Genomic DNA, 14,176 nt, shown 5'->3' with positions numbered 1-14,176 from the left:
GGCTCAGCCCGCCGTCGCCGGCGTCGCCGGGCGGCCCGGCGTCAGCAGGCTGACCACGGTGCCGACGCCGATGAGCACGGCGGCCAGCAGGAAGCCGCGGTCGTACCCGGCGGCCAGGGCGACAGCCGGGGACCGCCCCGCCTCGGCCAGGTGCGACGCGTGCGCCACGGCGGCGGTGACCAGCGTGGCCAGGCCGATCGCGCCGCCGAGCTGCCGGGTGCTGCTGATGACCCCGGACGCCAGGCCCGCCTGGGCCGGCGGGATGCCGCTGGTGGCCGCCGCGGTGATCGGCACCATCACGATGCCGATGCCCAGCCCGATCAGCACGGTCGGGGCGAGCAGGTCGACCAGGAACGTCGCGTCGGCCGGCGTCCGGGACAACCACAGCAGTCCGGCCGCGGCGACCACGCCACCGGCCACCAGCGGCAGCCGGGGACCGGTGCCCGGCAGGAGCTTCGTGGAGACGCCGGAGCCGGCGACGATGCCGATCGACAGCGGCAGGAACGCCAGCCCGGCCTCGATCGGCCGGTAGCCGAGGACCTGCTGGAGGAAGAGCGACAGGAAGAAGAACATCGACACCATCGCGGTGCCGCCCACCAGCGCGATGATGTTGGCGAGCGCGACGTTGCGGTGCCGGAAGAAACCCGGCGGCATGATCGGCTCGGCCGCCCGCGTCTCGACCACCAGGAACACCGCCAGCAGCAGGACGCCGACCGCGATCGGTACCAGGACGGGAGCGGAGAGGAACGGGTGCTCCCGCACGCCGACGATGCCGTACACGAGCGTGGCCAGACCCGCGGTGACGGTGACCGCGCCGGTGACGTCGAGGCGGCGGCGCGCCCCGGCGGCCGGCGCCGACTCGGTGAGCGCCCAGGCCGCGCCGGCGAACAGCAGCACGCCCAGCGGCACGTTGCAGAACAGCACCCAGCGCCAGCTGAGCAGGTCGGTGAGCACGCCGCCGGCCAGCGAGCCGATCGCGCCGGCGGACGCGGCGACCGCGCTCCACAGGCCGATCGCCCGCCCCCGCTGCTTCGGGTCGGTGAACGTGGTGACCAGCACCGTCAGCGTGGTCGGGGCGAGGATCGCGCCGCCGAGGCCCTGCACCGCCCGGGCGGCGATCAGCGTGCCCGCGTTCGGGGCGAAGCCGCCGACGAGGCTGGCCACGGTGAAGACGGTCAGGCCGGTGAGGAACATCCGCTTGCGTCCGAACAGGTCGGCGGTGCGGCCGCCCAGCAGCAGGAACCCGGCGAAGACGATGGTGTACGCGTTCACCACCCACTGCAGCTCGGCCGGGCCCATCGCCAGCGACTCGCCCATCCGGTCCAGCGCCAGGTTCACGATCGCGACGTCGAGGATGACCATGAACTGGGCGAGGCAGACCACCGCGAGGATCGCCCCGCTCGGCGCGCCGGCGGCGCGGGCCGGCGCCGGCGCCGCCTTTCCTGTCGTCGTCACTTGCGGGCTCCAAGGGCTCGGGCCGGCCCGGGACGCGCCGGCGGCGGGGAGGCTCGTGCGCTCGGGCGCGGCGGCCGGGGCTGGCATACTGCCCGCATGGCCGATCTCACCGGAACACACTATCGGGGTTACAGTCCGTATCTCTACTACGAGGACGCGGGCGCCGCGCTGGACTGGCTGGTCCGCACGTTCGGCTTCACCGAGAAGGTCCGCTACCTCGACGAGGCCGGTGTGGTCCGGGAGGCGGAGCTGCACGCCGGGGACACGCTCATCATGCTGCACGGCGCCGACCCCGGCTACTGGGCGAAGCAGTCGGCGCCCGGCCCGGTCGGGCACATGTGCATCGTGTACGTCGAGGACGTCGACGCCCACCACAAGGCCACTGTCGCGGCCGGTGTGGACGCGCCCGAGCCGGAGGACCAGCCGTACGGGGCACGGATCTACATCGTCACCGACCCGGGCGGACACCAGTGGACGTTCTGGCAGCACCTGACCGACGAGGTGCGGCTGGCGCCGGGCTGGCGCGAGGTGCGCCCGGCGTAGCGCCGTCGCGTCAGACCGGGTCCGGCTGCGGCCGCCGGTCCGGCGCGCCCGCCGCCCGCACGGCCAGCGCGACGTAGTCGGTGAGGAACGCCCGCGCCCACTCCGGGTCGAACTGGTCGTCGTAGAACAGCAGCGCCCGGCAGTCGCCGCCGGGTTGCGGGATCAGCCCCAGCTCCAGCCCGAACCGGCTGCGCAGCGCCTCCGGCACGTAGAGGTCGAAGTCGACGCCGCGCGCGGTGACCTTCGTGCCCGGTGGCGGCGTGAGCAGCATCTGGAACACCACGTCGTCGGCGCGCCGCCCGTTCGTCTGGAACCGCACCGGCAGCATCTGGTACGGGATGCCCTCGTGCAGGAACGCGTCCACCACGGTCCGGCGGGTCGCCTGCACCACCTCGCGGAAGCTCGCGCCCTGCGGGATCCGCGTGCGCAGCATCAGCATGTTGGCGAAGAACCCGACAGTCGACTGCACCTCGCGGCGGGAGCGGTTGGCGAACAACGACGCGACCGCCAGGTCGGTGCTGCCGGTCTCACGCTGCAGGATCAGGTAGTACAGCGAGAGCATCACCGTGAACAGCGTGGTCCGCTCGGTGCGGGCCAGCAGCCGCAGCCGGTTGAACGTCTCGCGGTCGATCGTCTCGGCCTCCAGGTAGCTGCGCCGCGGCGCCTGCGGGTCCAGCTCACGCATCGGCACGTCGGGCAGCGTCAGCCCGGTCAGCTGCCTGGTCCAGTAGTCCTGGTGCGGCTTCAGCTCGCCCCTGGTCATCAGCTCGTGCTGCCACTGCGCGAACTCCGGGTACTGCCAGCCGATCGGCGTGAGGTCCGGCTCGCCGTCCGGGCCGGCCTCCAGCAGCCGGATCAGGTCCTGCACGATGATGCCGCACGACCAGGCGTCGGAGACCAGGTGGTGCATGTTCACCGACAGCACGTGCTCGTCCGGCCCGAGCCGCCACAACGTCACCCGTACCGGCCACTCGCTGACGTCCACGTTGTCGCGGACCTCGGCCGCGACCGCCGCGCCGAGCGTCTCCTCGTCCGGGTCCGGCAGGTCGACGTGGCGGACCCGTACCGGCGCCGGGTCGTGCACGTGCTGCACCAGGTTGCGCCCCTGCCGCACCAGCGTGGTGCGCAGCGCCTCGTGCCGCGCGGCCAGCCGGTCCAGCGCGATCTGCAGCTCGCCGACGTCCAGCGGGCCGTGCAGGCGGCACACGACGGGGCAGTTGAGCGATGCCGAGTCGGGCCGATAATGCTCCAGGAACCACAGCAACCGTTGTCCGATCGAGGCCGGCACTTCGCGTACGCCCATGCCCCGGAGTATCGAGATCCGGCGACGCCCGGCGCAATGCGATCCGGCCGGTGAAACGAGGTCGAGGGTGGAACCGTCCAGCTCACCGGCGCGGCAGGCGCAGGCCCTGTCGATGCGGTTGTTCCTGCACAGCCTCGGCGCGGCCGAGCTGATGACGATGTACCTCGGCCATCGGCTGGGGCTCTACCGGGTGCTCGGCGAAGGGCCCGTGACGGGTGCCGAGCTGGCCGCGCGCGCCGGTATCGGGGCCCGGCACGCCACCGAGTGGCTGGAGCAGCAGGCCGCCGCCGGGGTGGTCGAGCCCGCCGGGGACGGCCGCTTCCGCCTGCCCGAGGGACACCGGCAGGCGCTCACCGACGCCACCAGCCCGTTCGCGGTGCTGTCGCTCGCGGTGCTGCCGGTGGCCGGGCTGGCGCCGATGCTCGACCGGCTGGTCGAGGCGTACGCCAAGGGCGAGGGCGTGGGCTACGACGAGTACGGCGAGGAGTTCCGCGCCGCGCAGGCCGGCATGAACCGGCCGGTGTTCACGCACGAGCTGCCGCGCTGGATCCGGACCGCCCTGCCGGACGTACACGCCCGGCTGTCCCGGCCCGGCGCGGTGGCGATCGACGTCGGGTGCGGCACCGGTGACTCCTCGCTGGCGCTGGCGCTGGCGTACCCGTTCGCCACCGTCCACGGTGTCGACCTGGGCGCCGCCGCGATCGACGTGGCCCGCGACCGCGCCGCGTCGGCCGGGCTGGCCGAGCGGGTCGTGTTCACCGTCGCCGACGTGGCCGAGCGGCCCGGCGCCGAGCGCGGCGACCTGGTGTGCGTGTTCGACGCGCTGCACGACATGAGCCGGCCGGTACGGGTGCTCACCGCCGCCCGGGACCTGCTGCGACCGGGCGGCTGCGTGCTGCTGATGGAGCCGCGGGTGGGGGAGCGGTTCACTGCGCCGGCCGGTGAGGTCGAGCGGTTCATGTACGCGGTGAGCGTGCTGCACTGCCTGCCGGTCGGCCTGACCGGCGACGGCGACGACGGCGGCGCCCCAGCCGGCACCGGCACCGTCATGCGGCCGGACACGGTGCGCCGCTACGCCGAGCGGGCCGGTTTCGCCGCGACCACGGTGCTGCCGGTGGAGCACCGCTTCCACCGCCTCTACCGCCTGGCCCCGCCGGCCTGACCGGACCGGCCGTCTCACGGGGCCGGCCCGGCCGGGCCGCCTGCGGATCAGGCGGACGGGTCGCGGCGGGCCGCCACCCGGGCGCTCAGCCGGCTCGCCGTCGACTCGGACAGCACCCGGAACTCCGCGGTGGCCTCCACGCACACCCGGTCGGCGCCGTCGACGATCGTGCCCGTCGTGCCGAGCCGGTCGGGGGCGGTCGTCGCGATCCGGGCGCGCACCCGGTAGTCGGCGCCGATGCGCAGCGGCCGGACGAACCGGGCGGTGGTGTCGACGGTGACCGCGAAGCGCCGGGCGCCGGCCACCACCGCCCACGCCATCGCCTCGTTCAGCACGGCCAGGCTCAGCCCGCCGTGCACGTACGTCGGCGCGCCGGAGTGCCGCTGCGCGAACGTGAACGAGGCGAGCACCTCGGCGCGCTCGTCGTCGTAGGAGAACGGGATCCGCAGCCCGTGCTCGTTGATCGGGCTGCACACGAAGCAGTGCGTCTCCAGCGGGCCGCTGTGCTCGTCCAGCCGTCGTACGGCCATCAGGCGCCGTCCCCGGTGAGGGACCGGCGCAGCGCCCGCTTGTCGACCTTGCCGGCGCCGGTGTGGCTGAACGCGGGCACCACCTCCAGCCGGTCCGGCAGCTTGTACGCGGCCAGCCCCCGGCCGGTCAGGAAGGCGCGCAGCTCCGCGAGGTCGAGGCCGCCGCCGTCGTCGCGCCGGACCACCACGGCGCAGATCTTCTCGCCCAGCGCCGGGTCGGGCACCGCGATGACGGCGGCGGCGCGTACGGCCGGATGGGCCTCGATCTGGCTCTCCAGCTCGGCCGCGCCGATCTTCTCGCCACCACGGTTGATCACGTCCTTGATCCGCCCGGCGACCATCAGGTTGCCCTCCGGGGTGAGCCGGACCAGGTCGCCGGTGCGCAGGTAGCCGTCGGCGGTGAACGCGGTGGCGTTGTACTCCGGCGCGTCGTAGTAGCCGCGCAGCGTGGTCGGCCCGCGGACCAGGAACTCCCCGACGCCGCCCGGCGGGACGTCCCGGTCGTGCTCGTCGACGACGCGGTACTCGTCGGCCGGGATCAGCGGCCGGCCCTGGGTGGTGGCGATCGTCTCCGGAGGGTCGTCCAGCCGGGTGTACCACAGCGGTCCCTCGGCCATCCCGAACCAGTGGCTCAGCCGCAGCCCTCGGCCCAGGATCTCCCGGGCCACCTCCGGGCGCAGCGGCGCGCCGCCGACCTCCAGCAGCACGCCGGACAGGTCCACGCCGTAGTCGCCGGCGAGGTCGAGCCAGACCGCCAGCAGCGGCGGCATCAGCGTGGTCAGCGTGACGGCCTCGGCGGTGATCAGGGGGAACACGTCGTCCGGGCTCGGTGTCGGGCTGAGCACGACCCGGCCGCCGGCGCGCAGCGTGCCGAGCACGCCGGGGCAGCCCAGCGCCGCGTTGTGCGCCGCCGGCAGCGAGGCGAGGTAGACGCCGTGCTCGTCCACGCCGAGCGCCTCGGCGCTGCGGCGCAGCTGGTAGGCGTAGTCGTCGTGGGTGCGGGGGATCAGCTTCGGCAGCCCGGTGGTGCCGCCGGAGAGCAGGAAGAACGCGACGTCGCCGGGATCCGGGGCGGGCAGCTCCCGGGGCTCGTCCCGCACGTCGCTCAGAGCCAGGTGCGGCCCGGGCTCCCCGGCCACGATGACGTGGTCGAGGCCGGCGGCCGACGCGGCCACCGTCGCGGCCAGCGGCCGGTGGTCGTACCCGCCGAAGCGGTCCGGCACGACCAGCGCCCGCGCCTCGGTGTGCCGGGCCAGGTAGGTCAGCTCGGCCTCGCGGTGCGACGGCAGCGCGAACACCGGTACGGCGCCGAGGCGGAACAGGCCGAGCGCGACCACCACGAACGCGGCCGTGTTCGGCAGTTGCACCACGACCCGGTCCTCGGCGCGCAGGCCGAGCCGGTGCAGACCGGCGGCGAACCGGTCGGCGGCGGCGTCGAGTTCGGCGTAGGTCATCCGGCCGCCGGTGTCGACGACGGCGGTGCGGCCGGGGTGCCGGCGCGCCCCCTCACGGCCGATCTCGCCGAGCAGCTCACCGGTCCAGATGCCCGCGGCGCGGTAGCGTTCCGCGTCCGTCTCGGGCCAGGCGACACAACCTTTCAGCACCGCACGACTCCCCTGTCAACTGTGGACGCGTCCGCCTCGGGCGAGGTGCGCTCCACCTTGGCCGGTGCCGTCGCGGCCCGGCAAGCGGTCAGCGTTGCCGCCCGCGGGGCCCGGCTGCGATCCTGCGCGGGCGCAGGTCCCCCCGGTCCTGACCGGGTGCGACTGCGGATGCGCATCAGTTGCACAGCCGGCCGCCCGGCCGGGGCACTGTCATCCGACGGGAGGGGACGTATGGGCCCGGATGTCAACGGCGGCGACGGGCGGGGCAAGGAGTGCCGGTCGGACGCGGGTGAGCTGACCGCCCGCACCGAGGCCGGCCGGCGGATGGTGGAGCTGGCGCAGGAGCACGCCGCCGACTTCGCCACCCGCGCCGCCGACCACGACCGGGACAACACGTTCGTCCGGGAGAACTTCGAGGCGATGAAGGCCAGCGGCTTCCTCGCCGCCACCGCGCCGCGGGAGTTCGGCGGCCTCGGCGTGTCGTCCCTGCACGACCTCGTCGTCGCGGTGTCCCGGCTCGCCCGCGGCTGCCCGTCCACCGCGATCGCCGCGAACATGCACCTGGGGTTCGTGTGGAGCACGGCCCGGGGCTGGCGGGCCGCCGCGCAGCCGCCGCCGCAGCTCACCATGCTGCTGCGGCTGCTCGGCCGGGGCCGCATCGTGGTGTCGCACGCCGGCACCGAGCCCGGCGGCGGGGCGATCAGCTTCCCGCGTACGACGGCCGAGCCGGTCCCCGGCGGCTACCGGATCAACGGGCACAAGATCTTCGCCACGAACGCCGAGATCGCCGAGACGGTGGTGGTGTTCCTGCGGGTGCCCGACGGCGCGGGCTGGTTCAACGCCGGCACCGCCGTGGTGCGCACCGGCACACCAGGGATGACAGTGGAACGCACCTGGGACGCACTCGGCATGCGGGGCTCGGGCAGCCACGACATCCGCTTCACCGACTGCGTCGTCGGGCGGGACATGGTGCTGGTCGGCCGCCCACTGGGGGAGATGGCCACCGAGTGGCCGGGCCTGCTGGCGGTGAACTTCCCGCTCGTGGCCGCGTACGTGGGCATCGCCGAGCGGGCGATGAGCCACGTGACGGAGCTGGCCGTGACGCGCCGCCAGCAGCCCTCCGGCCAGTTGCTCGCACACCGCGCGCCGGTGCGGTCGCAGGTGGCGGAGATGGCGGTGGAGTTGGCCGTCGCGCGGGCCACGCTGGGCCGGGCCGCGGAGGCGATCGATGCGTTCCTGGCCCGCCCCGACGCCGAGGTGGAGCCGGCCGACGCGTACCGCGCCATCGAGGACTTCCAGGTCGCGAAGCTGGTCGTGAACCGGTCCGCCGCCGCGGTGGTCGACCGCGCGATGGCGGTGACCGGCGGCCAGTCGTACCGGACCGGGCACCTGCTCAACCGGCTCTACCGGGACGTGCGCGCGGGCGGGTTCATGCAGCCGTACTCGCCGCCGGAGGCGCTGGAGTTCGTCGGGCGTACCGCGCTGGGCCTGGACCCGTTCGAGGAACTGCGGGACAGCCTGGCGTCGGCCCGCGCGGCGGCGGCCGCCGGCTGACGGGGGAGGGCCGTCAGCCCGTGCGGTCCGCCGGCCGCCCGTCGCGGCGCAGGTACCACAGCGGGATGCCGACGACCTCGACGGTCTTGGTCAGCTCCCAGCCGAGCGCGGTGTAGAAGCGCACGTTCGCCTCGGTGTCGGTCTCGCCCCAGGTGGGACGCGGGTCGCCGGCCATCACGTCGAGCAGCGCCTGCATGAGCGCCTCGCCGATGCCCCGGCCCTGGAAGCGCGGCTCGACGCCGACCGGACCGACGTGCCAGTGTGGCTCGGCCAGGTCGTGGATCGCGTAGTGCGCCCGGACGTACTCGGCCCGGGCCGGGTCGCCCACCGGCGGCGCCGCGCCGAGCGCGATCCGGCGGGCGTCGCTGTCCAGCGCGGTGCCGATGCAGCCGCCGGGCGGGACCGCCGCGGCGGCGCCGACCAGGCAGCCCTTGTAGAACGCGCCGATCTGCGGCGGCGCGGGACGGTGGAAGAAGGCCGTCCAGATGGGCATCAGCCCGGCCAGCCGGTCCAGCGGCTCGTCGCCGAACATCGCGTACGTGGTGGGGTTGTCCCGCATCGCGCGGGCGACCAGTCCGGCGGCCGGCCGGCGGTCGTCCTTGCGCAGCTCTCGTATCTGGAGTGTGGGCAGGGTCCGAGGTACGGCTCTGGTGTCGGTCACGGGCGCACGCTAACAGCGGCGCGGCGGCCCGGGCAGGGGCGTGACGACGGCGTCCGTGATCCTTGTGGCGGCGGCGATCCGGCACCTATGTTGCCTCGGAGTTCTCGGTTCTGTCGCACCGACCGGAGTGGGGAAGACGAGATGGCTTTGGACCAGGCGAGCGGCCAGGAAACGAACAGGGCGGATCCCGCCACCGTCGTGCACGGCATCGTCGAGGAGGTCGCGGGCGTCGACGTACGGCCCGACGAGAGCTTCTTCGACCTCGGGCTCGACTCCATCCAGCTGATGCAGGTGTGCAACCGCATCAACGAGGAGTTCGGCGAGGTCATCGATCTGTTCCTGCTGTTCGAGAATCCCACTGTCAACGAGTGCGTGTCCGTCATCAGCGCGCAGCGGTCGGGCTGAGCATGCCGACGCCCGAGGTGTGGTGCGGCCTGAAACTCACGCACGACGGCGGCGTCGCCGCCATCGAGGGGAACCGCCTGCTGTTCTCGATCGAGGCGGAGAAGCTGGAGAACCGGCCCCGGCACGCCACCATGCACGAGGCGGCCGACATCGTCGCCCAGCTCGCCGCCAACGGCCTGGCCCCGGGTGACCTCGCCGGCGTCGCGGTGGACGGCTGGGCGCGCGGCGCGCAGGGCGAGACCTGGGTCGAGGTCGCCGACGCCGGCGGCACGCTGCACCCGGTCGAGGTGGCCGGCTACCACGACGAGCCGGGCGCCGGCCGGTTGCTGACCGGGGTGACCGGCAGCGCGCCGCTGCTCGGGGCGCCGACGCCGTTCCGCAGCTTCAGCCACGCCACCGACCACGCGCTGTCCAGCTACTGCACCAGCCCGTTCGCCGCCCGGCGGCAGCGTGCCCTGATCACCGTCTGGGACGGCGGCATGGTGCCGTGCCTGTACGTGTTCGACCCGGAACGGGTGAGCCTGGAGTGCCTGGGGCCGGTGGGCTCGATCTCCGGCGCGCTGTTCCCGATCTTCTGCTCGCACTTCGCGCCGTTCAAGATCGACCACGGCACCCGGCGCGCGAACGATCCCGGTCCCGGCCTGGAGGCGTTGCTGCCGATCGCGGGCAAGGCGATGGCGTACGCGGCGCTGGACACGGTCAGCGAGGAGGCGGTGGCCGTGATGGCCGCCGTGACCGAGGAGATCGGCCTGGTCGACGCGGCGATCCCGGCGTACCTGTGGAGCCGCCGCGTGCTCACCCGTACCGCGCCGCTCGGCCTGTCCGACGCGGCGCTCGTCGGCTCGATCCAGGAGTTCCTGTTCCGGGTCTTCGCGGCCGGGCTCGACGGCCTGCTGTCCCGGCGGCCGGACCTGGACGGCCTGCCGATCTGCCTGTCCGGCGGCTGCGCGCTCAACATCAAGTGGAACGCCGGGCTGCGGGCGAGCGGCCGGTTCGCCGGCGTCTGGGTGCCGCCGTTCCCCAACGACAGCGGTTCGGCGATCGGCGCGGCCTGCACCGAGATGGTGCGCCGCACCGGCCGGGCCGACCTGGAGTGGTCGGTGTTCGCCGGGCCCGGCGTGCGCGACGTCGGCCAGCCGCCGCCCGGGTGGTCGGCGCAGCCCTGCGAGATCGAGGAGCTGGCCAAGATCCTGGAGGTGCACGGCGAACCGGTCGTGGTCGTCAGCGGCCGGGCCGAGCTGGGCCCGCGCGCGCTGGGCCACCGCAGCATCATCGCGCCGCCCACCTCGGCGGCGATGAAGGACCGGCTCAACGCGGTGAAGGGCCGGGAGCCCTACCGTCCGGTCGCGCCGATCTGCCTGGAGCACCGGGCGCCGGAGGTCTTCGACCCGGGCACGCCCGACCCGTACATGCTGTTCGACCACCAGATCCGGCCGCAGTGGCGCTCGCGCATCCCGGCGGTCGCGCACGTCGACAACAGCGCCCGGCTGGAGACCGTCGGACCGGACAACGAGCTGATGTGGCGGCTGCTGACCGCGTACGAGCGCAGCACCGGCGTGCCGGTGCTCTGCAACACCAGCGCCAACTTCCGCGGCAGCGGGTTCTTCCCGGACGCCGAGTCGGTGATGCGCTGGGGTCAGGTCCGGTACGTCTGGTCGAACGGGACGCTGTTCACCTCCGACGCCGACCCGGGAGCCGGCGCCGCCGGTTGACTCACCGCTGCGGCACCCCGGTGGCCCGTGCGACCGGGAAGAACCGGTGGTGCCGCGCACCGGTGATCTCGTAGATGGCCGTGCCGGTCCGGCCGTCGTCGGTGCGTACCGCCATCAGCTGCTGGCCGCCGCCGAGCCGGCCGTACCGCGCCGACCACGCGCCGGCGCCGGTCAGCCGGATCGTGCTGCCGTCGGCGAAGGCCGTGGTGACGGTGCCGGCCAGCCCGGTCACCGCCTCGCCGTCGCGGCCGTAGCCGACCGGGGAGCCGTCCGCGCCGGTCCAGTCCAGCTCGTGCGTGAACGAGGTGAGCGGCACCGGCGGCGCGTCACCGGCCGGCGCCCAGCAGCCCTCGGTGAACACCCGCGAGCCGTCCGGGTACTCCCAGCACCACAGGCCCAGCATGCCGTCGGGAAGCTGCACCGCGAACCACATCCAGGCCGGCACGTTGCGGTGGTCGCGTACGCCCCAGGAGTGGTCCCGCTGGCCCCACCACCGCCGCACCGGGCGGCGTTCCCCGTCGACCCAGTAGGCGCCGTCGAACCAGCCGGACTGGAACATGTGCCGCTGGTCCCACACCGGGCCGCCGGGGCCGTCCAGTACGCCCCGGGGCAGCGCGTGCGGCGCGGTCCGCGCGGTGAACGTCAGCTCCAGCGGCACCGGCACGCCGGGACCGGACGCGCGGACGCCGACCCGGCGGTACGGCTCCTCGACGGTCACCGCGACCGGCCCGGCCACCGGGTCCGGCCGGTCACCGCCGGCCGGGCGGGAGAACCTGTCGAAGCGGAGCCGTCCGTCCACGCGCACCATCACGTACGCGTCCACGACACCCCGGTACGGGTGGTGGCCGAGCGTCACCAGCAACACGTCGCCGTCGGCCCGGTCCGGGTGGGCCACGAAGAAGTAGCTCTCCCGCCAGTGCCGGTACGCCCGGGGCAGGCGCGGGCCGGGCGGGCGGGTGAAGTGGACGAAGTCCTCGTCCGCGGCGGTGAGGATGTCCATCGCGCTCCGATCTCAGCTCAGCAGGGTCAGCGCGTCGAGGTCGGTGACGTGCGCGGCGTGCCGTTCGGCCATCGCCACGAACATCGCGTCGCCGCGCCCGTCGCGGGCGACGAGCATCGCCCCGACGACGGTCATGTGCAGACCGGCGACGGTGTTCACCCGGTACGAGCGCCAGCACTCGTCCCGGCTCCACCGCACCCCGGCGGCGCGCAGGGCGTCGTGGTACGACGCGAACAGCTCCGCCTCCCGCGCCCGGCGCACGTCGGTGGGGAGGCTGCCGCCGACCAGGTACGCGGCGTCGCTGGGCCCCGGTCCGAGCTGGACGGTCTGCCAGTCCACCACCGTCACCGCCGGTTGCGGGCCGTCGGTGAACAGCAGGTTGTCCACCCGCAGGTCGCCGTGCAGCAGCGTCAGCGGCGGCCGGTCCGCCCGCACCCAGCCCCGGATCCGGGTGCGCAGCGCCTCGACGACGCCGAGCGCGGCGGGGGAGAGCAGGTCGCCGAAGCGTTCCGCGAAGGCCCCGGCGGTGAGCCGGTACGCCGCGCCCAGCCGCCGTCCGCCGTCCGCGCCGCGTACCGGCAGCCAGCCGGGTGCCGGGCGGTCCCAGTGGACGGCCTGCGCCGCGGCGAGCCCGGTCAGCACGGTCGCGACCTCGTCGACGGTGCAGCCGGTGAGCTGGTCGCCGGGGCGGGCCGGCGCGGCGTCGCCGAGCAGCAGCACGAAGTCGCCGGAGGACTCGTCGTACCCGGCCGCGTAGCAGCGCGGCACCGGCAGCGGCAGGGCGCCGGCCAGCTCCCGGTAGAACGCCACCTCCCGGCGGTACGCGTCGCTGCCCTGCCCGGTGTGCCGGCTGCGCTCGTCCAGCGCCGGGAACTTGCCGACGACGCTGGCCGGCCCGCTCCCGCCGGCCCAGGCCAGCTCGTACCGGACGTTGTGCCCGAGCTTGCCCAGCCCGAGCGGGGTGGCGGTGACCGCGTCGACCCGGTCACCGGGCGCGGCGGCGCCGGCGGCGACCAGCACCTCGGTGAGCCGGCCGGGGGTGACCAGTCCGGGCTCCCGGAACGGCCGCACCGGCACGCTCACCGGAGCGGGGGCGCTCATCGGGGCCCGGCCGGTGACGCGGCGCGGGGACGGACGACGGCCTGGAGGATGCGCGCGATCGGCACTCGCACTCCGTATCTCGTATCGACACTGATGCGTCATCGGCGAGGATAGCGACGTGAACCCGCCGGGTGCACCGGCGCGGAGGACCGCCGGTCGCCGTCCGGGCCGGTGGCGCGAGGGGAGCCGTGTGGTGATCGAGTCGAACGGGCCGCACCCGGTGACGGTCCTGCTGGGCAACCCGCGTCAGGGGTCGCGCACCGCGAACGTGGCGCGCCGGGCGGCGGACACGCTGGCGGAGTGCCTGGCCGCGCGCGGCGTACGCCTGGCCGAGCCGTCCGTGGTGGACCTGTCGGGGCTGACCCCGCTGCTGGCCACCGCCGACTGGGCGCAGCCGCCGCCGGCGGCGCTGGCCGAGGCGTACCGGCAGGTGACGTCGGCCCGGCTGCTGCTGGTGGCCACGCCCACGTTCAAGGGCTCCTACACCGGGCTGCTCAAGCTGTTCGTGGACCCGCTTCCCCGGCGCGCGCTGGGCGCGACGGTGGCGGTGCCGGTGATGACCGCGGCGCGCGCGGCCGACCAGCACGCCGTCGACAGCCACCTGCGGCCGCTGCTGCTGGCGCTGGACGCCAGCGTGCCGGTGCCCGGGCTGTCCGTGCTGGAGTCGCAGTTCGACCGGCTCGACGACGTGGTGGGGCGGTGGTGCTCGGCGGCCGCGCCGGTCCTCGCCGGGGTGCTGCCCGCGGTCGCGGACCCGATCCTGCCGATGCTGCCCGATCCGTCCCTGCTCACGTTCGTGTAGGGCGGTCCGGAGCCGGCCCGGCCCGGCTCCGGACCGGTCAGGCGGCCATGCCCTGCGCGATCCAGCTGCGGAACAGCTCCACCTTCTCCGCCTCCCACGGCGCGTCGCAGGGCATGGAGCCGTCCGCGACCCGCTCCAGGATGGACTCGGCGTAGTCCCGGACGTCGTCCAGGCTGGTCAGGTCCAGCAGGAACGTCATCTCGGCCACGTCCATCTCGCGGAACAGCGGCCGGATGTCGCGGGCGAAGCTCAGCGTTCCGGCGCCGGGGCGCTGGCCGGCGGTCTCGGTGTCGGTCACCCGATGCTCCTCTCGACCGGGGCGTTCGGCGGCCCGGATCCGCCAG

Annotated in this window: 14 protein-coding genes; 6 read left to right on the top strand and 8 right to left on the bottom strand. The window is 74.6% G+C overall.

Translation table 11 applies throughout. The features are described 5' to 3' along the window. Positions 1-3: 3 nt before the first annotated feature. Positions 4-1,455 carry an MFS transporter gene (locus tag OC439_RS18295; RefSeq protein WP_262014476.1) on the bottom strand — a complete coding sequence of 484 codons (1,452 nt, stop codon included), beginning with the start codon at positions 1,453-1,455 and terminating at the stop codon, positions 4-6. 96 nt (positions 1,456-1,551) lie between these two features. Between OC439_RS18295 and OC439_RS18290 the strand changes: the two genes are divergently transcribed. Continuing rightward, positions 1,552-1,998, top strand: coding sequence for a VOC family protein (locus OC439_RS18290; RefSeq protein WP_135239725.1), 447 nt, complete (start codon positions 1,552-1,554; stop codon positions 1,996-1,998). 10 nt (positions 1,999-2,008) lie between these two features. On the opposite strand, the gene OC439_RS18285 is transcribed toward OC439_RS18290, so the two are convergent. Further along, a complete protein-coding gene (locus OC439_RS18285; RefSeq protein WP_262014475.1) occupies positions 2,009-3,301 on the bottom strand; it encodes a condensation domain-containing protein in 1,293 nt (430 codons plus the stop codon). A gap of 67 nt (positions 3,302-3,368) precedes the next feature. On the opposite strand from OC439_RS18285, the gene OC439_RS18280 reads away from it, so the two are divergent. Further along, complete coding sequence (locus OC439_RS18280) at positions 3,369-4,463, top strand: class I SAM-dependent methyltransferase (RefSeq protein ID WP_262014474.1); 1,095 nt, start codon at positions 3,369-3,371, stop codon at positions 4,461-4,463. A gap of 47 nt (positions 4,464-4,510) precedes the next feature. Here OC439_RS18280 and OC439_RS18275 read toward each other — a convergent pair whose 3' ends face one another. Together OC439_RS18275 and OC439_RS18270 are read right to left on the bottom strand one after the other, a co-directional pair. Then, entirely contained in the window at positions 4,511-4,993 is a 483-nt protein-coding gene (locus OC439_RS18275; RefSeq protein ID WP_135239728.1) for a PaaI family thioesterase, read from the bottom strand. Next, a complete protein-coding gene (locus OC439_RS18270; RefSeq protein WP_262014473.1) occupies positions 4,993-6,597 on the bottom strand; it encodes a (2,3-dihydroxybenzoyl)adenylate synthase in 1,605 nt (534 codons plus the stop codon). Before OC439_RS18270 ends, OC439_RS18275 begins: the two co-directional genes overlap by 1 nt. Positions 6,598-6,828: 231 nt before the next feature. On the opposite strand from OC439_RS18270, the gene OC439_RS18265 reads away from it, so the two are divergent. Then, positions 6,829-8,151 (top strand): acyl-CoA dehydrogenase family protein, encoded by a 1,323-nt coding sequence (locus tag OC439_RS18265; RefSeq protein ID WP_194800077.1) that lies wholly within the window; start codon positions 6,829-6,831, stop codon positions 8,149-8,151. Positions 8,152-8,164: 13 nt separating this feature from the next. On the opposite strand, the gene OC439_RS18260 is transcribed toward OC439_RS18265, so the two are convergent. Then, positions 8,165-8,812 carry a GNAT family N-acetyltransferase gene (locus OC439_RS18260; RefSeq protein ID WP_262014472.1) on the bottom strand — a complete coding sequence of 216 codons (648 nt, stop codon included), beginning with the start codon at positions 8,810-8,812 and terminating at the stop codon, positions 8,165-8,167. A 141-nt stretch (positions 8,813-8,953) separates the two neighbouring features. Between OC439_RS18260 and OC439_RS18255 the strand changes: the two genes are divergently transcribed. Together OC439_RS18255 and OC439_RS18250 are read left to right on the top strand one after the other, a co-directional pair. After that, positions 8,954-9,217 carry an acyl carrier protein gene (locus tag OC439_RS18255; RefSeq protein WP_167796881.1) on the top strand — a complete coding sequence of 88 codons (264 nt, stop codon included), beginning with the start codon at positions 8,954-8,956 and terminating at the stop codon, positions 9,215-9,217. Next, positions 9,181-10,929, top strand: a complete 1,749-nt coding sequence (locus tag OC439_RS18250) for a carbamoyltransferase C-terminal domain-containing protein (RefSeq protein WP_262014471.1) — start codon at positions 9,181-9,183, stop codon at positions 10,927-10,929. The genes OC439_RS18255 and OC439_RS18250 overlap by 37 nt, the downstream gene beginning before the upstream one ends. A 1-nt stretch (position 10,930) precedes the next feature. Here the strand turns inward: OC439_RS18250 and OC439_RS18245 are convergent, their stop codons facing one another. Both OC439_RS18245 and OC439_RS18240 read right to left on the bottom strand, forming a co-directional pair. Further along, entirely contained in the window at positions 10,931-11,929 is a 999-nt protein-coding gene (locus OC439_RS18245; protein ID WP_262014470.1) for a hypothetical protein, read from the bottom strand. 12 nt (positions 11,930-11,941) lie between these two features. Further along, positions 11,942-13,030 (bottom strand): phosphotransferase family protein, encoded by a 1,089-nt coding sequence (locus OC439_RS18240; RefSeq protein ID WP_262014469.1) that lies wholly within the window; start codon positions 13,028-13,030, stop codon positions 11,942-11,944. Positions 13,031-13,223: 193 nt separating this feature from the next. Between OC439_RS18240 and OC439_RS18235 the strand changes: the two genes are divergently transcribed. Next, positions 13,224-13,832 (top strand): NADPH-dependent FMN reductase, encoded by a 609-nt coding sequence (locus tag OC439_RS18235; protein ID WP_262014468.1) that lies wholly within the window; start codon positions 13,224-13,226, stop codon positions 13,830-13,832. A gap of 37 nt (positions 13,833-13,869) precedes the next feature. Here OC439_RS18235 and OC439_RS18230 read toward each other — a convergent pair whose 3' ends face one another. Beyond that, entirely contained in the window at positions 13,870-14,130 is a 261-nt protein-coding gene (locus OC439_RS18230; protein WP_135239735.1) for a hypothetical protein, read from the bottom strand. Between the last annotated feature and the right edge of the window lie 46 nt (positions 14,131-14,176).

This window comes from Micromonospora sp. Mcm103 (assembly GCF_024519755.1).
GTDB lineage: Bacteria > Actinomycetota > Actinomycetes > Mycobacteriales > Micromonosporaceae > Micromonospora > Micromonospora aurantiaca.
Note: the sequence above shows the minus strand (reverse complement) of the source record. Positions and strands in the feature narration are given on the sequence as shown.

Excerpts from the sequence above, each read along its gene's own strand:
- OC439_RS18290 (WP_135239725.1), top strand. The coding sequence starts at position 1,552 with ATGGCCGATCTCACCGGAACACACTATCGGGGTTACAGTCCGTATCTC.
- OC439_RS18285 (WP_262014475.1), bottom strand. The coding sequence starts at position 3,301 with ATGGGCGTACGCGAAGTGCCGGCCTCGATCGGACAACGGTTGCTGTGG.
- OC439_RS18275 (WP_135239728.1), bottom strand. The coding sequence starts at position 4,993 with ATGGCCGTACGACGGCTGGACGAGCACAGCGGCCCGCTGGAGACGCAC.
- OC439_RS18265 (WP_194800077.1), top strand. The coding sequence starts at position 6,829 with ATGGGCCCGGATGTCAACGGCGGCGACGGGCGGGGCAAGGAGTGCCGG.
- OC439_RS18255 (WP_167796881.1), top strand. The coding sequence starts at position 8,954 with ATGGCTTTGGACCAGGCGAGCGGCCAGGAAACGAACAGGGCGGATCCC.
- OC439_RS18245 (WP_262014470.1), bottom strand. The coding sequence starts at position 11,929 with ATGGACATCCTCACCGCCGCGGACGAGGACTTCGTCCACTTCACCCGC.
- OC439_RS18240 (WP_262014469.1), bottom strand. The coding sequence starts at position 13,030 with ATGAGCGCCCCCGCTCCGGTGAGCGTGCCGGTGCGGCCGTTCCGGGAG.